Origin of the sequence: Streptomyces callyspongiae (genome assembly GCF_047200695.1) — a bacterium.
Lineage (GTDB): Bacteria > Actinomycetota > Actinomycetes > Streptomycetales > Streptomycetaceae > Streptomyces.
The window spans coordinates 46346-67419 of sequence record NZ_JBJZOM010000002.1; the positions used below are offsets into that span (position 1 = coordinate 46346).

A 21074-nucleotide genomic window follows, 5' to 3' on the forward strand; every position below is an offset into this window, starting at 1 on the left:
TCACGTGGAGATGAGCGAGCGCAGGACGTACTGCATGATGCCGCCGTTGCGGTAGTAGTCGGCCTCGCCCGGGGTGTCGATCCGGACCACGGCGTCGAACTCCACGCCGGTGTCCGTGGCGACCTTCACGGTCTCCGGGACGCCGCCGTCGTTGAGCGCGGTGACACCGGTGAGGGAGAAGGTCTCCTCGCCGGTCAGGCCCAGCGACTGCGCCGAGGCGCCCTCCGGGAACTGGAGCGGCAGCACGCCCATGCCGATGAGGTTCGAGCGGTGGATGCGCTCGTAGGACTCGGCGACGACGGCCCGGACGCCCAGCAGGGCGGTGCCCTTGGCCGCCCAGTCGCGGGACGAGCCGGAGCCGTACTCCTTGCCGGCCAGTACGACCAGCGGGATGCCCTGCTGCTGGTAGTTCTGCGAGGCGTCGTAGATGGTCGTGACGGGGTGACCGTCCTGGGTGAAGTCCCGGGTGAAGCCGCCCTCGGTGCCGGGAGCCAGCTGGTTGCGCAGCCGGATGTTGGCGAAGGTGCCGCGGATCATGACCTCGTGGTTGCCGCGGCGCGAGCCGTAGCTGTTGAAGTCACGGCGCTGCACGCCGTGTTCGGTGAGGTACGTACCCGCCGGGGAGTCCGCCTTGATGGCGCCGGCCGGGGAGATGTGGTCGGTGGTGACCGAGTCGCCCAGCTTGGCGAGCACCCGGGCGCCGGTGATGTCCTGCACCGGCTCCGGCTCCGGGCCCATGCCCTCGAAGTACGGGGGCTTGCGCACGTAGGTGGACTCGGGGTCCCACTCGAAGGTGTTGCCGGTGGGCACCGGCAGCGCCTGCCACTGGGCGTCCCCGGCGAACACGTCGGAGTAGCTGGAGGTGAACATCTCCTGGCCGATGGCGCCCGCGACGACCTCTTCGACCTCGCGCTCGGAGGGCCAGATGTCCTCCAGGTACACCGGGTTGCCCTCGGTGTCGGTGCCCAGCGCCTCGGTGGTGATGTCGACCTTCATCGAGCCGGCGATGGCGTAGGCGACCACCAGCGGCGGGGAGGCGAGGTAGTTCATCTTCACGTCGGGGTTGATGCGGCCCTCGAAGTTCCGGTTGCCGGAGAGGACCGAGACCACCGCGAGGTCGTTGTCGTTGACCGCCTGCGAGACCTCCTCCGGCAGCGGGCCGGAGTTGCCGATGCAGGTGGTGCAGCCGTAGCCGACCAGGTTGAAGCCCAGCTTGTCCAGGTACGGCGTGAGGCCGGCGCGGTCGTAGTAGTCCATGACGACCTGCGAGCCGGGGGCGAGCGTGGTCTTGACCCACGGCTTGCGGGCCAGGCCCTTCTCCACGGCCTTCTTGGCCACCAGGGCGGCACCGACCATGACGTACGGGTTGGAGGTGTTGGTGCAGGAGGTGATCGCGGCCACCGCGACGGCGCCGTGGTCGATCTCGTACACCGAGCCGTCCGCACCGGTGACCTGGGTGGGCTTGGACGGCGCGCCGTTGGACACCGCGGGGGCGTCCGAGGCCGGGAAGGACTCCTTGCCCGCCTCGTCCAGGTCGGCGTCGGAGACGTAGTTGCGGACGTCGAGCCCGAACTGGTTCTTGGCGTCGGCGAGGGCGATGCGGTCCTGCGGACGCTTGGGGCCGGCGATCGAGGGCACGACCGTGGACAGGTCCAGCTCGAGGTACTCGGAGTACTCCGGCTCGTGGGCCGGGTCGTGCCAGAGGCCCTGTTCCTTGGCGTAGGCCTCGACGAGGGCGAGCTGCTGCTCGTCGCGCCCGGTCAGGCGGAGGTAGTTCAGGGTCTCGCCGTCGATCGGGAAGATCGCCGCCGTGGACCCGAACTCCGGCGACATGTTGCCGATGGTCGCGCGGTTGGCGAGCGGGACCGAGCCGACGCCGTCGCCGTAGAACTCGACGAACTTGCCGACGACGCCGTGCTTGCGCAGCATCTCGGTGATGGTGAGCACCAGGTCCGTGGCGGTGGTGCCGGTGGGGAGCTTGCCGGTGAGCTTGAAGCCCACGACGCGCGGGATGAGCATCGAGACCGGCTGGCCGAGCATCGCGGCCTCGGCCTCGATACCGCCGACGCCCCAGCCGAGCACGCCGAGCCCGTTGACCATCGTGGTGTGCGAGTCCGTGCCCACCAGGGTGTCGGGGTAGGCCCGGCCGTCCCGGACCATGACGCTGCGCGCCAGGTGCTCGATGTTCACCTGGTGGACGATGCCGGTGCCGGGCGGGACGACCTTGAACTCGTCGAAGGCGGTCTGGCCCCAGCGCAGGAACTGGTAGCGCTCGCGGTTGCGGCCGTACTCCAGCTCGACGTTCTGCGAGAACGCGTTCGCCGTGCCGAACTTGTCGGCGATGACCGAGTGGTCGATGACCAGTTCGGCCGGGGCGAGCGGGTTGATGCGGGACGCGTCGCCGCCGAGTTCCTTCACGGCCTCGCGCATGGTGGCGAGGTCGACGACGCACGGCACGCCGGTGAAGTCCTGCATGATCACACGGGCCGGCGTGAACTGGATCTCGCGGCTCGGCTGGGCCTTGGGGTCCCAGCCGCCGAGCGCACGGATGTGGTCGGCGGTGATGTTCGCCCCGTCCTCGGTGCGGAGCAGGTTCTCCAGCAGCACCTTGAGGCTGAACGGCAGCCGGGAGGACCCCTCGACCTTGTCCAGCCTGAAGATCTCGTACGACTCGTCGCCCACCTGCAGCGTGCTGCGGGCGTCGAAGCTGTTCGCCGACACGACAGTCTCCTTCATCCCTGGGAGTTAGGCTAGCCTTGCCTAATGTGCGCACCCTCGGTCGGAGTGCGCTCTTCGACAGATATCTCGATGTCGAGATAACTCTAGTACACGACCGCCGACGGGTCATGCTCCGGCCCTCCGCGCATCGCGCACCGTCCCGGTTTCCCCGCAGACACGCCCCACTCACCCGTTCGGCCTGCGGTGATTCTCTGATATCTCACATCTGAGATAGCGTTTTCGGTATGACGGATGACTACCTTGCCCGCATCGGGCAGCTGATCCGGGACGCCCGGCAGCACCGCGGTTGGACCCAGTCGCAGCTCGCAGAGTCGCTGAGCACCAGCCAGAGCGCGGTCAACCGGATCGAACGCGGCAATCAGAACATCAGCCTTGAGATGATCGCCCGTATCTCCGAAGCCCTCGACAGCGAGATCGTCTCGCTCGGATACTCCGGACCGATGCACCTGCGCGTCGTCGGCGGCCGCAGGCTCTCGGGAAGCATCGACGTCAAGACGAGCAAGAACGCGTGCGTGGCGCTCCTGTGCGCCTCGCTGCTCAACTCCGGCCGCACCGTGCTGCGCAGGGTCGCGCGCATCGAGGAGGTCTTCCGCATCCTCGAGGTGCTCGGCTCCATCGGCGTACGCACCCGCTGGCTCAACGACGCGGGCGACCTGGAGATCGTGCCGGCGGCCGAACTCGACCTGGGCGCGATCGACGCGGACGCCGCCCGCCGCACCCGCAGCATCATCATGTTCCTCGGTCCGCTGCTGCACCGCACCGACTCGTTCCGCATCCCCTACGCGGGCGGCTGCGACCTCGGCACCCGCACCGTGCAGCCGCACATGATCGCGCTGCGCCGGTTCGGTCTCGACGTGACGGCGACTGAGGGCGTCTACCACGCGGTCGTCGACCGTTCCGTCACCCCCGACCGGCCCATCGTCCTGACCGAACGCGGCGACACCGTCACGGAGAACGCGCTGCTCGCCGCGGCCCGGCACGACGGCGTCACCGTCATCCGCAACGCCTCCTCCAACTACATGGTCCAGGACCTGTGCTTCTTCCTGGAGCAGCTCGGCGTCCGCGTCGAGGGCATCGGCTCCACCACCCTGACCGTGCACGGCCTGCCCGAGATCGACCGGGACGTGGACTACTCCCCCTCCGAGGACCCGGTGGAGGCGATGAGCCTGCTGGCGGCCGCGGTGGTCACCGAGTCCGAACTCACCGTCCGGCGGGTACCGGTGGAGTTCCTGGAGATCGAGCTGGCGGTGCTGGAGGAGATGGGCCTGAGCCTGGACCGCAGCGCCGAGTACCCGGCGGACAACGGACGCACCCGGCTCACCGACCTCACGGTGCACCCCTCCAAGCTGGAGGCGCCGATCGACAAGATCCACCCGATGCCGTTCCCCGGCCTCAACATCGACAACGTGCCGTTCTTCGCGGCCATCGCGGCGTCGGCCCAGGGCCAGACCCTCATCCACGACTGGGTCTACGACAACCGCGCCATCTACCTGACCGACCTCAACCGCCTCGGCGGACGGCTCCAACTCCTCGACCCGCACCGGGTGCTCGTCAACGGCCCGACCCGCTGGCGCGCCTCGGAGATGATGTGCCCGCCCGCGCTGCGTCCCGCGGTCGTCGTGCTGCTGGCGATGCTCGCAGCGGACGGCACCTCGGTGCTGCGCAACGTCTACGTCATCAACCGCGGCTACGAGGAGCTGGCCGAGCGGCTGAACGAGGTCGGCGCGCAGATCGAGACCTTCCGCGACATCTGACCGGCGGGTGCCGGTATCCGCGGTAGTTCCTCACGGACTCCAGGTCGGCGGCATTCCTCTCCAGGGTTTTCCAGGCACCCACGCCCGGCACGGGTGAGCAGGGCGTGGGGGTCACTGATGTTCGTCGGTCGCGTCCCGCACCGGCAGCTCCGCCGGTCCCGATGCGGCCCTCTCCCGCTCGGCCGCCCGCGCGAACAGGTAGAGGGGTGCACCCGCGGCAAGCACGACCCCGCCCACGATCATGGCGGCCGAGACCGAGACGCGCTCCGCCAGGACGGACAGTCCGATCGCCCCGACAGCACCGGCGCCCTGAGCCATCATCGAATTGATCGACACCATCGTCGACCGCACGCCACCGGCCGTGTGCCGGTGGAGCAGCGTCATGTGCGCAGCCCCGGACGCGCCGTGCACCACGTAGCAGGCCACGTACGCCGCAAGCACGCCGACGACACCGGCGAACAGCCCCATGGCCACCACGGCAGCACCTTGCAGGACACGCAGCAGCACGGAGATCTCGACGGCGCCCCACCGGCGTGCCATGCGCGGTGTCGCCGCCGCACCCGCCGAGGACGCCAGCCACCCGACCGCGACGGCCGTGCCGGTCATCGCCGCCGCCGCCTCGGGCGTAACGGTCACCTCGGACAGCCGGACCGAGAACAGGTTCTCGAACGTCGGGGCGCCGAGCCCCCAGAGCAGCTCCACACCCGACAGCGCCAGCAGGACCGGTGACGCCCGGAGCAACCGGGCACTGGCGGAGATAGTGCGGGGCACCTCGCGTACACCGTCCCGGATGCCGCTCGCGCCCGTCACCGCCGAGTCCGGAAGGTGGCGCTCCTCCATGAGCACCCAGACCCCTACCGCGCCGACAACCTGCACTCCCAGCGCCAGCAGGACCGGAAAGAGCATCGGCTCGATCGCGGGGACAGGGCGCCAGGTGACCACCGCGGCGCCGGCCAGTGCTCCGAGGCCGATCGACAGGCCCATGACGGTGTTCTGCCGGCCGATTCCCACGTCGATCTGCGCCTGGGGGTCCCGCGCCTGGGACTCGTCGACGTACCAGGATTCGAGCGGACCGCTGTCCAGCGCGCGGTACACGCCGAGAAGTGCGGCGGCGCACGCCAGGGCCACGACGTTCTGCGCCAGCGCGAAGACGGTGAGCGAGACCACCGAAGCCACCGACGCCGCGAGCAGCATGCGGCGACGGCCGATGCTGTCGGCGAGTCCCCCGGTCGGCACCTCGAGAGCGAGCACCACGAAACCCTGGAAGGCGAGGGCGAATCCGACGTCGGACAGACGCAGTCCGCGGTCCAGCGGCAGCAGCACCAACACGGGCGCGAGCAGCCCCAAGGGCAGCCAGCGCAGGCCGGTCAGTACAAGAAATCGCCGGAGAATACTGCGTACGCCGAGCTGCTCCACCACGACTCACGTCCCCCTCGTTCGCCGAGCGTCCCCGTCGACGCGGCCGCGTTCCGGACGCCCACCGGTCAACGGGTCGCCACCGGGGCGTCGCGGTCCCTCGTGGCGGTGTGCGGGGAACGGACCCCCGTGCACACGCGCTTGTCCGTCAGTCAGCGTCCGGCTGCGTGGGCGAGGAACCGTACCCACTGTTCCCGGTCGACCACGAAGGGCCGTCGCGCAAGGTCCTTGGAATCGCGCACGTGGACCGCGGTGGCGGTCACGGCCACCTCGATGCAGTTGTCCCCTTGAGCGCTGCTGTAGGTGGACTTGAACCAGTCGTGCTCCGACGTGCTCATAGTGCTCCTCGCATCCGCCTCAGCAGGCTCAAGGAATCGACCGGGGAGAGAGCCTGCGAGCGCAGTCTCGCATAGCGCATGAGGATGCGCCTGGACTCTTTCGGATCAGAGATCAGACGACCGCTCTCCTGCCCTTCCACGTAAGCGAACCGTCGCCCGTCTCCGGTTTCCAGCAGGGCAAGGGGTCCTGCAAGACACGCATGATGCTCGGCGGCGGCAGGCATGATCTGAAGCGTGGTGTTCCGGAGCGAACACACCGCGATCACATGGTCGATCAGCTGCCGAGTGACGTGTGCACCTCCCAGACGACGCATGAACACGGACTCCTCGGCGACGAAGTCGAAGGTCGTGTTCGGCCTGTCGTAGAGCAGTCGCTGACGCTCCGCGCGCGCGGACACCATGGCCTCGACGGCATCGTCCGTCAGGGGAGGAATGTCGTTCTCGGCAAGGGCCCGCGCGTATCCTTCGGACTGCAACAGGCCGGGCACGAGTCGGCATTCGTAGGTGCACAGGCTCACCGCCACACGCTCCAGCCGTGCCCAGCGGCGGAACCACGCGGCGATGCCTGCCTCTCCGCGCGACAGTTTCGAGGCGGCCTTCCGGAGGGCGCCCGTGTTGCCCAGGGCTTCCTCCGCGCGTTCCACGAACGCCGGGTCCGGCATACGGCGGCCCAACTCCACCGATTCCACGGTGTGTTTGGAGAAGCGGACGTGGGCCCCGAGTGCGGCTGAGGCCCGCGTGTTCCCGCAGCGCCTGGACGACGGCGCCGAAGGTCCGCAGGCTGTCCGAGGGATCGGGCTCCCGCTCCCACTCCCCCGACCCCGTCACCGCTTCACCCGTCGTCATCCGCGCTTCTCCTCCACGCTCGACGGCGCGCGCGACCCGCGCCCGACCTCGTACAGCGTGGCGGAGGCCGGCTCGTACGTTCCATCGAACAGGCCCGTACGCGGACTTCCCGTACGGAGCTCCGTGGCCCGGCCGTTCACGAAGTGGCCCTTCCACGCGCACCACAAGCCGATCATCACACTGCGCAACGAGTGGTCGTCACATCGTCACATGCGGTGTACGCTCTCGAACCAGACGGGTTGCCTCATCCGAACGTGAGGCAGCCCCCGGAGGTGTTACCAGCACCAGCCCGGGGGCCTACACCCAGAGGACTTGACCAAGGAGTCCCCGAGATGCTTCGGCATGTTATCCCGCCTGCGCACAGCTATGCGCAGATCCCGAACGCCATTCTGCGCCATCCGCGCCTGTCGTCGGACGCGAAGACCCTCCTGACCTGGCAGCTCTCGCTCCCACCGGGCGAGAAGCAGTGCCTGAGCGACACCGCGCGCCGGGCCGGAATCAAGAAGTGCGCCTTTCAGAAGGCCAAACGCCAGCTCCTGGAGGAGGGCTTCCTCCACCAGTGGACGACACGGGTCGACGGCGGACGCTTCGTCACCGTCCAGCTCGTCTCCAACACCGCGCTGGACCCGGGGGAAGCCCTCGCGGTGCGCGACGGCGACCGGGCCGTCCACGGTGCCGCGCTCCCCGGCCGCGGGGCGGACGTGCCACCGGGTGCCGCTCGGCCGACCGCCGGTGGGCCGACCGGTCCGCCCGTCGGTCGTCCACCGAAAAGGAACACCGGAAGGAAGACCACCCCACCAACCGGGCCCGGCACCGAACCGGCGGGCGGGCCGCCGCAGTCGGTGAGCCCCGACCCGGACGTCCGCTCCGGCACCGGGCGGGACGGAGTCCCGCAGGACGCACCTGCGGACGACGCGGCACCCGCCTCGGCCCCGCACGCCGCCGCCGAGGCCCTGCTGCTCTCGCTCCGGCGGATCGACCCGCAGCTGGCCATGCCCGTACGCACGGCACGGAGTTGGGCGCCGCTCGCCGCGAAGTGGCTGGCCAGTGGCCTGTCGGAACTGCGCATCCGCCAGGCGCTCACCGACGGTCTGGCCGACGCCCGCAGGCCGCTCGGCGCCCTGCGATGGCGGCTCCAGCACGCCCTCCCCGAGGTCCCGGCCCCGGTGGCGGCCCGGGCGCCAACCGCTCCGGCGCCGGAGCCACGTGTCGCCCGCATGCGGGAGTGCCTCGCCCGGCACACCCAGCCACGCCTGTTCACCCCACCGCCCGGCAGCGACGAGACGCTGTGCCCCGACTGCCGCGCGCCGGACGAACCCGCTCCCCCGCCGCCTTCTGCCGGATCCGGCTTCACCGCGTTCGTCACGGCCCGCAGAGGCAGTCCTCGACGGCACGTCCCGCTCGGCGAGGACGGCCGCCCGCCGTTCCGGCGCCGGCCCCGGTGACCCGGCCGGATCCGCTTGCCCGAGCGCTTAGGGTTTTCCCATGACAATCCGATTCCCCCGGTCGAAGGGCCGCCGGCTCGCGGGGGCCGCTGCTCTCGCCGTCCTTGCCGGCGCCGGCACCTGGACCGCGGCCGCCGACGACGCCGTTCCTGCTGTGCACCGGCAGGAACGGGTGCACCACATGCCGGGGGCGGAGATCGACACCTCGTACTTCACCTCGGGCGGCGGCCGGCCGCGACCCGCGGTCCTCCTCGCGCACGGCTTCGGCGGGAGCAAGCAGGACGTCCGCGAACAGGCCGAAGCCCTGGCGCGCAACGGATACGCGGTCCTCACCTGGTCCGCTCGCGGCTTCGGGGAGTCCACCGGCCGGATCGGCCTCAACGACCCCGAGCGCGAGGTCGCGGACGTGTCCCGGCTCATCGACTGGCTCGCCGAGCAGCCCGAGGTCCGGCTGGACGGGGACGGCGACCCGAGAGTAGGTCTCAGCGGGGCCTCCTACGGAGGCGCGGTCTCCCTGCTCGCCGCAGGGAACGACGCGCGGGTGGATGCGATCGCGCCCATGATCACCTACTGGAACCTCGCCGACGCACTGTTCCCCGAGGGAGTCTTCAAGAAGCTCTGGGCGGGGATCTTCTTCTCCACCGGATCCGCGGCCCCCGCGAGCATGACGCCGGGCGGCTCCGGCGCCACCCCGGAAGGGGACACCTCCCGGCCCGCCGGTCCCACGGCCTGCGGGGACTTCGCGCAGGAACTCTGCGCCATGTACCAGCGGGTCGCCGTGTCGGGGGAGCCCGACGCCGAGGCCCGCGCGCTCCTGGAGGAACGGAGCCCCTCGGCGGTCGCCGACCGCATCAACGCGCCCGCGCTCATCGTGCAGGGGCAGTCGGACTCGCTGTTCCCCCTCTCCCAGGCGGACGCCATGGCGGACGCGATCCGTCACAACGGCGCGCCCGTGGCCGTCGACTGGATCTCCGGCGGCCACGACGGCGGCGACAGGGAGACCGACCGCGTCGAGGCACGGATCGGCGACTGGTTCGACCGCTACCTCAAACACGACCGGACCACGGACACCGGGCCGGCGTTCCGCATCAGCCGTACCGGAGGCGTCGACTCCACCGACGGCGAGGCGCAGCTGCGCGGTGCGAGCAGCCCCTCCTATCCCGGACTCGCCGCAGGTACAAGGGAGATCGCGCTCTCCGGCCCGACTCAGCGGTTCGGCAACCCGGCGGGCGGCGCGCCGCCCTCCCTCTCCGCCGTTCCCGGTCTCGGTGGCGGCGCCGGGGCCCTCTCCTCGTTCGGGCTCGGCCTGTCGCTCGACTTCCCTGGGCAGTTCGCACGGTTCGAGTCCGCTCCCCTCGACCGCTCGCTGCGCATCACCGGCTCCCCGACCGTCACCGTCGATGTGGCCTCGACCAGCTCGGAGGCGGTGCTGTTCGGCAAGGTCTACGACGTGGGGCCCGACGGCAGGCAGCAGGTGCTGCCCTCCCAACTCGTCGCACCCGTGCGGGTCGAGGACGCCGAGGAGGGCCGGGAGGTCGAACTGACCCTTCCGGCGATCGATCACGAGGTCGAGGCCGGGCACCGGCTGCGCCTGGTGCTGTCCGCCACCGACCTCGCCTACGCCTCCCCGGACGAGCCCGCCACCTACACCGCGTCCCTGACGGGTGGGCTCTCGGTTCCCACCGCTCCGGGTGTGCGGATGCAGGCGGCCGGCATGCCCTGGTGGGTGTGGGCGCTGCCCGCGGCGGGAGCCGTCGTGGCCGCGGGGCTGTTCGTCACCGCGCGCCGCCGGAGCGTTCCGCCCGCCCCGGACCCCGAACTGGCGGACGTGCCGCTGGAAATCACCGGCCTGAGCAAGCGGTACGCCGGTTCGGCCGACCGGTACGCGGTGCGGGAGTTGTCCTTCCGCGTCGAGCGCGGCCAGGTGCTGGGCCTGCTCGGCCCGAACGGCGCCGGGAAGACGACCACTCTGCGGATGCTGATGGGTCTGATCCGGCCGGACGAGGGCGAGATCCGCGTCTTCGGCCATGCCGTGCGGTCCGGTGCGCCGGTGCTGTCCCGGGTGGGTGCCTTCGTCGAGGGGGCGGGTTTCCTGCCGCACCTGTCCGGCCGGGACAACCTGGAGCTGTACTGGGCGGCCACCGGACGTCCGGCGGGCGACTCGCACCTCGAGGAGGTCCTGGAGATCGCCGGTCTCGGCGACGCGCTGGCCCGTGCGGTGCGCACCTATTCGCAGGGCATGCGGCAGCGGCTCGCGATTGCGCAGGCCATGCTCGGCCTTCCGGACCTGCTGATCCTGGACGAGCCGACCAACGGCCTCGACCCGCCGCAGATCCGCGAGATGCGGGAGGTGATGACCCGTTACGCCGCTGCCGGGCGGACTGTCATCGTCTCCAGCCACCTGCTCTCCGAGGTCGAGCAGTCCTGCACCCACCTGGTCGTCATGGACCGTGGCGGGCTGGTCCGGACCGGTCCGGTCGCCGGGATCACGGGCGAGGGCGACACGTTGCTGGTCACCACCGAAGGCGCGGTATCGGAGGGGACCCTCTCGAAGGTCGCGGCCCTGCCGGGTGTCGCGACGGCCGTCCCCGCGGACGAGGGACTGCTCGTGCGGCTCGACGGAGGCACACCCGCGACACTGATCGCCGAACTGGTGCGGCTGGACGTGCCCGTGAGCGGCGTCGCCCCGCACCACCGCCTGGAAGACGCCTTCCTCACCCTGATCGGAGCATCAGCTTGAGCACGCCGGTGGAATCCGAGTCCGCCCGGCCCGCGCACGCCGAGTGCGCTCCCGGCTACCGCGCCGGTCGCACCCTGCCGCTGCGGGTGGAGGCCCTGCGGCAGCTCAAACGCCGCCGCACACTGGCGATGGCGGCCGTGCTGGGGGCCCTGCCGCTCGTCCTGGTCGCGGCGTTCGCCATCGGGGGTGATCCGGAGGGCCGCGGCAACCGGATCAACCTGATGGACACCGCCACGGCGTCGGGGGCGAACTTCGCGGCCACCTGCCTCTTCGTGTCGGCGGGTTTCCTGCTGGTCGTGCCGGTGGCGCTGTTCCACGGCGACACGGTCGCCTCGGAGGCGAGCTGGGCCTCCCTGCGCTACCTGCTGGCCGCGCCCGTGCCCCGCACCCGGCTGCTGTGGTCGAAACTGGCCGTGGCCCTCGGGTTCAGCGCCGGGGCGATGCTTCTGCTGCCGCTGGTGGGGTTGGTGACCGGAACCCTCGCCTACGGGTGGGGCCCGTTGCGGCTGCCCGCCGGGGGAGCGCTGGCGGCGGGGGACACGCTGATCCGGCTCGGGGTGATCGTGGCGTTCCTCTTCGTCTCCCAGCTGGTGACGGCGGGGCTGGCGTTCTGGCTGTCGACGAAGACCGACGCCCCGCTGGGCGCGGTCGGCGGGGCCGTGGGGCTGACGATCATCGGCAACGTGCTGGACGCCGTCACGGCGCTGGGCAGCTGGCGCGAGGTGCTCCCGGCGCACTGGCAGTTCGCCTGGATCGATGCGCTGCAACCGCACGTGGAGTGGGCCGGGATGCTCAAGGGCGCGTCCGTCTCCGTGACGTACGCGCTGGTGCTGTTCGCGCTCGCCTTCCGGAACTTCTCCCGCAAGGACATCGTCTCGTAGTTCCGGCCGGTTCCCGCAATCACATGGCGCGCCGTCGGCCCCGCCGATAGTGTCGGCTGTCGTCATGTGTCGCTGACCGGAGAGCCGGACATGTCTTTCCCTTTCGCACCCGATTCCCTTTCTCGCTCCGCATGGGACGAGATGACGGGCCGCAACTTCTACTCCAGCGCGAACTGGCTCGATTTCTGCGTCGCCGACCACGGAGGGAAAGCCGACGCGGTGGTCGCCGGCGGCAGCGGTACGGCGGCGCGGGTCGCAGTCCCGACGTTCAGCGGCGACGACCTGAAGGGATCGCCCTACGACTGGAATGCGCAGCTGGCCGACCGGTCCCTGCCGACCCTCCCGGAGGACGGTCTGCTCGTCGGCCCGCGCGAGGGCTACCAGACGCATGTGCTGCGAGGCTCCGGGCAGCCGTCGCCGGAGGCGGTCGCCGAACTGGTCGCAGGGGTGCGGGCACGGGCGGCGGACACGGCGTGCGTCGCGATGTACCTGAGCAGCCGGGATGTCCGGCTGTTCCGTGCGGCGGGCGTCACCTCGCCCGCCGTGCTGCTGGAGGGCGACTCCTGGATTCCGGTGCCCGAGGGGGGATTCGACGCCTGGCTCGGCGGGCTGTCCTCGAAGCGGCGGACGTCCGTCCGCAAGGAGATGGCGGCGTTCGCTTCGGCGGGATACCGGATCCAGCACCTGCCGCTGCGGGAATGCAGTGAGGCCATCGCACCGCTGGCGGTGCGCACGGAATCCAAATACGGCTTCGAGGCGGAACCGGAAGAGGATCTGGCAACGTTCCGCAATCACGAGGAATGCCTCGGCGACGCCGCGATGGTCGCCCTGTGCACGCTGGAGGAGACGCCCGTTGGATTCTGCCTGTACTACGTGTGGGGCGACACCGTCTTCCTCCGCTGGGCCGGCTTCGACTACGCACGCCTGCACAACGCCTACGAATACTTCAACCTGCTGTACTACGAGCAGCTTCGCCGGGCGGCCGGCCGGAACATCCGGTGGATCCACGCCGGGATCAAGGCCATGAAGGCCAAGGTGATGCGTGGCGCCGTCATCCATCCGCTCTGGATGCTCGACCTCGCGGCGGACAGTCCCCTGGACGGCGCGGAGCAGGCGGTGCACGACCACAACGCGGCGTTCCTCGCCGACATACTGGCGGACAGCACGCTCGCCAGGGGCGTCGCGGACCGCACGGAGTGGCGGAGTCCCTCCCGGCCGTGAGGCGGGGAGTCCGTCCGCGCGGGCGGACGGACTCCCGCCGTGACCGGTCGGACCGCCCGTGGCTGGCTCAGCGCGTGTCGGACTTGGCCCCGGTCGTCTCCTCGTTCTCCGTGTCCTTCTCCACCTCGGCCGTCGTCGACACGTCGGCGCCGCGCACCGCGCTGAACCAGAACAGGATGGACAGCACGAACAGCGGTGCCGCACCCAGCAGGATCGCCGTGCGCGTGCCGAACAGGTTGCCGAGCACACCGGCGAGCAGCGCACCGACCGGGATCGTGCCGTAGATGACGAGGCGGAACGTCGCGGCGATCCTGCCGATCAGCCCGGGCGGGGCCAGGGCGATGCGCACCGTCAGCGAGTGCACGTTGAAGACGCCGAGCCCGAACCCGTACACCACGAAGCCGCCGACCAGCACGACGATCGCGAGCACCTGCGACGCCGGGGCGAACGGGACCGCCATCAGCCCGGCGGCGCTGATCACCATGGAGCCCACGATGCACCGGCCGGTGCCGATCGCGACCGCTGCACGGCCCGCGATCAGCGCACCGCCCAGACCTCCGACGCTGGCCGTGGTGAGGATGATGCCGAGTTCGCCCGCCTCGAGTCCGAGTTCGCGCACACCGAACAGCAGATACAGCGTCAGCACGATCTGCTCGAACAGGTTGTAGACCGCGACCTGGATCACCAGCAGCCGCTGCACCCGGTCGCCGAAGATGGCACGCAGCCCCTCGGCGATCTCCAGCCGGATCGGCCGGCGCTCGTGCTCCGAGGGATCGACCTTCTCCGGTCCGCGGATGCCGAGGAAGGTGAGGCCTGCGGCGAGGTAGGTGCCGGCGTTGGCGACCAGTGCGACGGGAGCGGTCACCCACTGGACGAGCAGACCGCCGAGACCCGGCCCACCGATCTGCGCGATCGAGTAGGCCCCTTCGAGTTTCGCGTTCGCCTCGATCAGCTGCTCGCGCGCGACGAGGGACGACAGGTAGACCAGGTACGCCACGTCCGACACCGCCGTCAGCAGGCCGATCGCGAAGGTCACCAGATACAGCAGACCGAACGACAACGTGTCGGTCAGGTAGCTCGCCGGAATCAGGATGACCAGCAGGAAGCGGATCAGGTTCGTGGCGACGAGCACCGGCTTGCGTCGGTGCCGGTCCAGCCATGCCCCGGCGAACAGCGTGATCAGAAGGACCGGGGCGTACTGCAGCGCGGTCAGCAGGGCGACTTCGGTCGGCCCCGCATCGAGCGCCCCGATCGCGGTCAACGGCACGGCCACCAGGGAGATCTGGGCGCCGGTCTGGGAGATCGTCTCTCCCGACCACAGCAGGACGAAGCCGCGGTGCCGCCACAGGCTCCGGCTCTGCTCGGGAGCGGCTGCGGACGAGCGGCTCATGAGGCTGCCCCCGGGCGGTGGGTGTCGTGGGGGTCGCCGACGGGACGACGACGGTCCTCCGCGGCGGTCTCCGCCCGTCCGGCCCGCCCCGCGAGGGTGCCCGTCGGCACCGGGGCGAACAGGGTCGTGAGTGATCTGCGGACGGGCACCACGTGGTCCTCCTTGACGGCAGTGGTCTGCTGCTGCGTTCGGTACGTGCGCTACTGCGGGGCCGGCGGACGCAGCCGCAGGCCGTGCATCCCGTTGTCCACGGCGAGCATCGTGCCCACCGTGGCACTCGACAACGGGCTGGCCAGATAGGCGATCGCCCCTGCCACCTCATCGGCCGTCACCAGGCGGCCCGTGGGTTGGAACGCGTCGAGAGCGGCCCGTGCGGCGACCGGGTCCGGCGCCTGCTCGAGGGACCTGCCGATCCAGGGTGTGTCCGCCGAACCGGGGGCGACGCAGTTGACGCGGATGCCCTCGCGGACGTGGTCCGCCGCCATGGCGAGCGTCAGCGAGTACACCGCGCCCTTGCTGGCCGAGTACAGCACCCGCTGCTCCACGCCCGCCCACGCCACGATCGAGCAGGTGTTGACGATCGCCGCGGCGGGAGAGCGCCGCAGGTGCGGCAGTGCGTGCCGGGCGACCCGGACCATCCCGACCACGTTGACGTCCAGCAGGCGCAACCACTCGTCGTCGCCGTTCGCGGCGACGTCTCCGACCGCGCCGATCCCGGCGTTGTTCACCACGACGTCGATCCTGCCGAACCGTTCGACCACCGCCTCCACGGCGGACTGCACCTGGGCGTCGTTGGTGACGTCGGCCTCGATCCCCACGATGCCGTCGGGGAGGCCGTCCGGCTCGAGATCGAGCGCGGCGACCTCGGCTCCTCTGCTGCGCAGCAGCCGCGCCGTGGCCAGGCCTATTCCCGATCCTCCGCCGGTAACGATCGCGACGAGTCCTGCGAAGTCACTCACGAATGCTCTCCTGTCCGTTCCGGGCCGTCGGGGAAACGCGTGCGACACGGCGTGGCGTCGCAGTCCTCCGCGAGCATGCGACGGACCGGTGGGCCTCCGCCGGGGCGGCCGGACGGCGCCACCGCCCGCCGCGTCGCAAGGGACCGTACGGGCACCGCGGCGCCCGGGGCGTCCCCGGGAGGTTCATCGCCGCCGACGCATGGCGTTGACCGCTGTCCGGTGCGGCTGCGCGTTTCGCTTACCCGGCGCCGGACCGGCCCGGCGGTCGGCGGTCACGCGACGGGTTTGGTGCGCACGTGGATCGCCTCCGCCAGTCGCTTGCTGTGGGCGACCGCCTCCGCGGCGTCGGCGCCGCGTGCGACGACGTGCCCGACCTTGTCCTCGTTCCAGGTCAGCGGCGGCACCTCGTCGCCCGGCCCCACATCCAACTGGAGGTCGACGAACGCCGGGTCCTGACGCACCGCGTCGAGACCGGTGACCTCCACGACACGTCCGGGCTCCGGGGTGAGGAACCGGATGGCCGCTCCGCCGCGGGGTTCCGGCGTTGCGGTGAGCGGTTCCACCACACCGAGTCCGGCACCCAGTGCGTGGCGCTCCATGTCGACGCCGTAGGCGATCTCGGCCAGTTCGTCGATGTGGTCCCCTCCGATACGGTTGTGCGACTCGACGATCCGGGGGCCGCGCGAGGTCAGCTTGACCTCGGTGTGGGCCGGGCCGTTGCGCAGTCCCACCGCGTCGAGGAAGTCGGTCACCAGGCCCTCGACTTCGCGCAGCGTCCCGGCCGAGCAGCGACTGGGTTGCACGTGGCCGAGCTCGACGAAACCGGGTCCGCACTCCTTGTCGGTCACCGCGACCACCACGTGCCTGCCGTCGAAGGACAGCGTCTCCACGCTGATCTCCGGTCCGTCCAGGAACTCTTCCATGAGGAACTCGCCCTGGAAGGAGTCCGCGTCGGACAGGTCCTTCACGGACCACTGCTGCGCGTCGAGCGAGCGGAACTGCTCGGCCACGGCGTCCACCTCGGCCCGGTCACGGATGCAGAACACCCCGAGGCTGCCGGACTCCCGGATCGGTTTGACGACGACGGGAAGTCCGTGTGCCTCGACGAAGTCACGGATGTCCTGCGCCGTCCGGCCGGATGCGGAGGCCACCGGGCTGAGGCCGCTCGCGGCCAGGTGCTCGCGCATGCGCAGCTTGTCGAGCAGCAGTTCCACGGTGGCGACGGACTCGCCGCCGAGGCCGAGTTCCTCGTTGATGCGCGCCGCCGGCAGCAGTCCGAGTTCGAACAGCGACACGGCCGCCCGGAGGGGATACGCCTCGTGCAGGGCCCGGACCATCGGCAGAATGCGGTCGATGTCGCCGTAGTCCAGCAGCAGGGCCTGATCGACGTGCGGCCAGTGGCCGCGGTCGTACTCGTCGGGGAACTGGGCGTGCACGACGTCCAGGCCGAGTTCCCGCGCCTTGCGGACCTGCTTGAGCTTGCCGCCGATGACCAGAATGCGCGGCCGGCCGGTGCCGGCCGCCGAGGAATTCCGCCCGGTGGGTACGACGTCGGTCAACGTGGATCCCTCTTTCACGTTTCCCCCGGCGGTCCGCCGGGGTCGAAAACGGCATCACGACCGAGGCCGGATCGTTCGAAGCCTTCTCCGTGGCGTGTCGAACGAATACGCAGCTGCCTCGGGTCCATTCACATGCAGGCGATGTGTTCGAGGAATGCGGACTGCGGCGCGGAACCCCCGGCCGGAGACACTAGCACGGAGTATCCGACCGGGAAGGGAGGAATTCAGACTCTCGTTCCCGCGCACCGGAATCCGGCCTGCACGTCCGTCGTCACCGCAGCACCTCGGCTATGGCGTCGAGTCCGAAGTCGATCTCGTCGCGGGTGATCACCAGCGGCGGCGCCACCCGGAGAGCCGCGCCGCTCACCTTGCACAGCAGTCCGCGCTCGGCGAGCGCCTCGGAAACCCGGCGTCCCTGCGGACGCCCCTCGGCGATCCGCGCGTTGGCCCACAGGCCGCGGCCGCGCACTTCGGCAAGACCGTCCACCTCGCCGAGTCGGGAGTGGACGTACGCGCCGAGTTCACGGGACCGCTCCTGGAACTCCCCGGTGGCCAGCAGCCGCACCACCGCACGGCCGACCGCGCAGGCGAGCGGGTTCCCGCCGAAGGTCGAGCCGTGCTCGCCGGGCTTGAGTACGCCCAGGACGTCGGCCCGGCCCACCACCGCGGAGACCGGCACGATCCCGCCCCCCAGCGCCTTGCCGAGGGTGTACAGGTCCGCGCGAACGGCCTCGTGGTCGAGCGCGAGCGTCGCTCCGGTGCGCGCCAGTCCGGACTGCACCTCGTCGGCGATGAACAGCGTGTTGCTCTCGTCGCACAACTGGCGGACCTCGGCGAGGTAGCCCTTGGGCGGGACCACCACGCCGGCCTCGCCCTGGATGGGCTCCAGCAGAACCGCGGCCGTGTTCCCGCCGATCGAGGAGCGGAGCGCCTCGATGTCGCCGTAGGGCACCACTGTGAAGCCCGGGGTGAAGGGGCCGAACTGGTCACGGGCCTCGGAGTCGGTGGAGAACGAGACGATGGTCGTGGTCCGGCCGTGGAAGTTCTCCCCCGCGACGACGATCTCGGCGGCGCCGTCCGGCACGCCCTTGACCCGGTAGGCCCACTTCCTGGCGATCTTCACCGCTGCCTCGACCGCTTCCGCGCCGGAGTTGGCGGGCAGTACCGTCTCGGTGCCCGTCAGCTCGGCCAGTTCGCGGCAGAACAGTCCGAACTGGTCGTGGTGGAAGGTCCGGCCGGTCAACGTCAGCCGACCGAGCTGCTCCTGGGCCGCCGCGACGAGATCGGGGTGGCGGTGGCCGAAATTGAGCGCGGAGTACCCGGCGAGGAAGTCGAGGTGGCGCCTGCCGTCCACGTCGGTCATCCAGGCGCCTTCGGCGTGGGAGAGGACCACGGGCAACGGGTCGTAGTTGTGCGCGCTCCAGCGCTCGGCCAGGGCGATGTGGTCCGGGGTGGAAGTGGCGTCCGCAGTCATGTCGAAGGATTCTCCCCTGTCGGCGGCGATGTCGTCGGGTGGGCGTTCTTGCAGGCAGCGCGTCCTGCGGGACTTCCCTGCGCGGATCGGATGCGCAGCGGGTGCATCGGAAACCGCGGGACGGTCACGTCGGGATTCGTGCGGCGTGAGCAGCACCCACGGGTGTCGCGTCGCTCTCCTGGCCGTTCCGGGTCAGGCGCGGATTCCCGGATGTGCGGCGAGCGGAACACCCGGGAATTCGGAAACCCCCTTCCGGTCGGGCACGGGAACGCGGAGAGGATGTCCGGTCCGGAATTCTCTCGGGAATGCGATCGCCGGGAGCGGTCCGGTGTGCCGCGCCACGGGCACCCCGCGGAGCGGCTCGGTCCACGCGGTCCCGGTTCCTGTTCTCATACGGCCTGCCGGTCGCCCGAGGCACGGTCCGCCAGGGTCACGGTGGTTCCGGCACCGCCCAGCGCGCGATCGACCGGGTGGGGCCGACGCCCGTCCGCCACGCGTACCGACGCCACCCCGCCGGCGAGTGCTTCTCGCGCCGCGACGAGTTTGAGCGCCATCCCGCCGCCGGCGAAGGTGCCGGGCGCCCCGGCCGCCGGCACCTCGTAGGTGCTCAGCACGCTGGTGCCGTCGTCGGGATCGGCGAGCACTCCCGGTGCGCCGGTGAGCAGGACCAGCCGGTCGGCGCCGAGTGCCGCCGCGAGTGCTGCGGCGGCACGGTCGGCGTCGACATTCACCGGCCGGTCGCTCTCGTCGATCGCGGGGGGCGAGACCACGGGCACGAAGCCGGAGCGCAGCAGGGCTTCGGGCAGTTCGGTCCGCACCTCGTGGAGTCGGCCGCTGAGGTTGTCGCGGACCAGGGTCTTCCGACCGTCGACGACCGCCCGTACCGCGGACTTGCGGCGGGCCCGCAGCATACCGCCGTCCAGGCCGGTGAGACCGACCGCGGGCACGTCCAGCCGGGACAGCTCCGCGACGATCCCCGGCTTGACCCCACCGGCCAGTGCGAGGGTGACCACCTCCAGCGTCGCCGGATCGGTGTATCTGGTGGTGACCCTGTCCGGGGAGACGAGGGTGCGTTGCGGCACTCCGAGCCTGCCGGCCAGGCGCGCGATCTCGCCGGAGCCTCCGTGCACCAGGACGACGGACTGCCCGTCCCGGACGAGTCCGGCGACGTCGGCGCAGACACCGGCGGCGTCGACGGCCGGGTTGCCGCCGCACTTGACGACTGTCAGCGGTCTCGTGGTCACAGTCTCTCCAGTTCGACGGGGCTCAGGCGGGATGCAGGCCGGGGAACGACAGGCCGAGCGTTTCCGGCCAGCCCCTGCGGATGTTCATGCACTGGACCGCGTTGCCCGAGCCACCCTTCATGAGGTTGTCCAGCGCCGCGATGGTGATCAGGCGTCCGGTGTCCTCGTCGAGGGCGTATCCGACGTCGCAGAAGTTCGATCCGAGCAGGATCTTCGGTTCCGGGTAGCGGAAGGTGCCGCGGCGCTGTGCCACCAGCCGTACGAACGGCTCGTCCTGGTACTGCTCGCGGAAGGCCCTCCGCACCGCCGACTTGTCCGCGCCGGGACGCAGCGCGACGTGGCAGATGGTCTGCACACCACGTACCGCCTCGACCCCGGTGGCGGTCATGGCGGCCGAGATGCCGAGGTGCCGCGAGATCTCGGCCTCGTGCCGGTGCCCGGTCGGTGCGAAAACCCGCATGGCGCCGCTGCGTTCGGCGTGCAGATTCGCCTCGCCCGCGGTGGCGCCCGAGCCGCTGGACCCGGTGCGCGCGTCGAAGTGGGCCGTTTCTTCGACCAGTCCGCGCTCCACGAGTGGGTGAAGCGCGAGCACGCCCGCCACCGCCATGCAGCCGGGCACGCTGACCAGGTCGGCGCCGCGCAGGCTCTTCCGGTACAGCTCGGGGATTCCGGGAACGAACTCCCCGAGCAGGTGCGGCGCGGCGTGTTCGCTGCCGTAGTAGCGCCGGAACGCCTCGGGGTCGTCCAGCCGGAAGTCGCCGGTGAGGTCGATGACCTGCTCGGCCCGCGCGGTCCAGCGACCGATCTGTGTCATCGCCGCGCGATGCGGTGTGGCAAGGAAGACCGTGTCGCACTCCCCCACCTCGTCGGCCGAGCAGAACCGCAGGTCGGTGATGGAGCGCAGGTTCGGGTGGACCCCGTCGACCCGCTTGCCCGGGAAGCGGGAGGACACCGCGCCCACCACCTCGACCTCGGGGTGGCCGAGGAGCAGGCGCAGCAGTTCCCCGCCGATGTAGCCGGCGGCACCCACCACCGCGACGCGGATCACGAGCCGGCCCCGTCCGGTGT

15 protein-coding genes and 1 pseudogene are annotated in these 21074 nt (G+C 70.8%); 5 read left to right on the top strand and 11 right to left on the bottom strand.

The window, feature by feature from the left end; genetic code table 11:
- Positions 1-2721 (bottom strand): aconitate hydratase AcnA, encoded by a 2721-nt coding sequence (acnA, locus tag ACL06G_RS01995; RefSeq protein WP_412787863.1) that lies wholly within the window; start codon positions 2719-2721, stop codon positions 1-3.
- Between the two features lie 242 nt (positions 2722-2963).
- Here acnA and ACL06G_RS02000 point away from each other — a divergent pair, with 242 nt between their 5' ends.
- Positions 2964-4493 carry a UDP-N-acetylglucosamine 1-carboxyvinyltransferase gene (locus ACL06G_RS02000; RefSeq protein ID WP_412835262.1) on the top strand — a complete coding sequence of 510 codons (1530 nt, stop codon included), beginning with the start codon at positions 2964-2966 and terminating at the stop codon, positions 4491-4493.
- Positions 4494-4604: 111 nt separating this feature from the next.
- Here the strand turns inward: ACL06G_RS02000 and ACL06G_RS02005 are convergent, their stop codons facing one another.
- From ACL06G_RS02005 to ACL06G_RS02015, 3 genes and pseudogenes are all read right to left on the bottom strand, one after another.
- Complete coding sequence (locus ACL06G_RS02005; protein WP_412835263.1) at positions 4605-5912, bottom strand: MFS transporter; 1308 nt, start codon at positions 5910-5912, stop codon at positions 4605-4607.
- 149 nt (positions 5913-6061) lie between these two features.
- A complete protein-coding gene (locus tag ACL06G_RS02010; protein ID WP_412835264.1) occupies positions 6062-6247 on the bottom strand; it encodes a DUF397 domain-containing protein in 186 nt (61 codons plus the stop codon).
- Positions 6244-7093: pseudogene (locus ACL06G_RS02015) on the bottom strand (helix-turn-helix domain-containing protein). The gene ACL06G_RS02010 and the pseudogene ACL06G_RS02015 overlap by 4 nt, the downstream one beginning before the upstream one ends.
- 332 nt (positions 7094-7425) lie before the next feature.
- On the opposite strand from ACL06G_RS02015, the gene ACL06G_RS02020 reads away from it, so the two are divergent.
- The 4 genes from ACL06G_RS02020 (at position 7426) to ACL06G_RS02035 (ending at position 13380) form a co-directional block, all read left to right on the top strand.
- A complete protein-coding gene (locus ACL06G_RS02020) occupies positions 7426-8538 on the top strand; it encodes a hypothetical protein (RefSeq protein ID WP_412835265.1) in 1113 nt (370 codons plus the stop codon).
- Between the two features lie 40 nt (positions 8539-8578).
- Positions 8579-11278 (top strand): alpha/beta fold hydrolase, encoded by a 2700-nt coding sequence (locus tag ACL06G_RS02025; protein WP_412835266.1) that lies wholly within the window; start codon positions 8579-8581, stop codon positions 11276-11278.
- Positions 11275-12159, top strand: a complete 885-nt coding sequence (locus ACL06G_RS02030) for an ABC transporter permease (protein ID WP_412784929.1) — start codon at positions 11275-11277, stop codon at positions 12157-12159. Before ACL06G_RS02025 ends, ACL06G_RS02030 begins: the two co-directional genes overlap by 4 nt.
- Before the next feature lie 141 nt (positions 12160-12300).
- On the top strand, positions 12301-13380 hold the full coding sequence (locus ACL06G_RS02035) for a peptidogalycan biosysnthesis protein (protein ID WP_412784930.1): 1080 nt from the start codon (positions 12301-12303) through the stop codon (positions 13378-13380).
- 67 nt (positions 13381-13447) lie between these two features.
- Here ACL06G_RS02035 and ACL06G_RS02040 read toward each other — a convergent pair whose 3' ends face one another.
- From ACL06G_RS02040 to argC, 7 genes are all read right to left on the bottom strand, one after another.
- Positions 13448-14770, bottom strand: a complete 1323-nt coding sequence (locus ACL06G_RS02040) for an MFS transporter (RefSeq protein WP_412784931.1) — start codon at positions 14768-14770, stop codon at positions 13448-13450.
- A complete protein-coding gene (locus ACL06G_RS02045; protein ID WP_412784932.1) occupies positions 14767-14919 on the bottom strand; it encodes a hypothetical protein in 153 nt (50 codons plus the stop codon). Before ACL06G_RS02045 ends, ACL06G_RS02040 begins: the two co-directional genes overlap by 4 nt.
- Positions 14920-14970: 51 nt before the next feature.
- Positions 14971-15729: an SDR family NAD(P)-dependent oxidoreductase gene (locus ACL06G_RS02050; RefSeq protein WP_412835267.1), complete on the bottom strand. Its 759-nt coding sequence runs from the start codon at positions 15727-15729 to the stop codon at positions 14971-14973.
- A gap of 272 nt (positions 15730-16001) precedes the next feature.
- Positions 16002-17288: an ATP-grasp domain-containing protein gene (locus ACL06G_RS02055; RefSeq protein WP_412784934.1), complete on the bottom strand. Its 1287-nt coding sequence runs from the start codon at positions 17286-17288 to the stop codon at positions 16002-16004.
- Between the two features lie 271 nt (positions 17289-17559).
- Positions 17560-18762 carry an ornithine--oxo-acid transaminase gene (gene rocD / locus ACL06G_RS02060; RefSeq protein WP_412784935.1) on the bottom strand — a complete coding sequence of 401 codons (1203 nt, stop codon included), beginning with the start codon at positions 18760-18762 and terminating at the stop codon, positions 17560-17562.
- A gap of 389 nt (positions 18763-19151) precedes the next feature.
- Positions 19152-20006 carry a [LysW]-aminoadipate kinase gene (locus ACL06G_RS02065; RefSeq protein ID WP_412784936.1) on the bottom strand — a complete coding sequence of 285 codons (855 nt, stop codon included), beginning with the start codon at positions 20004-20006 and terminating at the stop codon, positions 19152-19154.
- A gap of 22 nt (positions 20007-20028) precedes the next feature.
- Complete coding sequence (argC, locus tag ACL06G_RS02070) at positions 20029-21054, bottom strand: N-acetyl-gamma-glutamyl-phosphate reductase (protein WP_412835268.1); 1026 nt, start codon at positions 21052-21054, stop codon at positions 20029-20031.
- Positions 21055-21074: the final 20 nt, after the last annotated feature.

Coding starts and splice junctions, on each gene's coding strand:
- ACL06G_RS02000 (WP_412835262.1), top strand. CDS start 2,964: ATGACGGATGACTACCTTGCCCGCATCGGGCAGCTGATCCGGGACGCC.
- ACL06G_RS02010 (WP_412835264.1), bottom strand. CDS start 6,247: ATGAGCACGTCGGAGCACGACTGGTTCAAGTCCACCTACAGCAGCGCT.
- ACL06G_RS02020 (WP_412835265.1), top strand. CDS start 7,426: ATGCTTCGGCATGTTATCCCGCCTGCGCACAGCTATGCGCAGATCCCG.
- ACL06G_RS02025 (WP_412835266.1), top strand. CDS start 8,579: ATGACAATCCGATTCCCCCGGTCGAAGGGCCGCCGGCTCGCGGGGGCC.
- ACL06G_RS02035 (WP_412784930.1), top strand. CDS start 12,301: ATGACGGGCCGCAACTTCTACTCCAGCGCGAACTGGCTCGATTTCTGC.
- ACL06G_RS02040 (WP_412784931.1), bottom strand. CDS start 14,770: ATGAGCCGCTCGTCCGCAGCCGCTCCCGAGCAGAGCCGGAGCCTGTGG.
- rocD (WP_412784935.1), bottom strand. CDS start 18,762: ATGACTGCGGACGCCACTTCCACCCCGGACCACATCGCCCTGGCCGAG.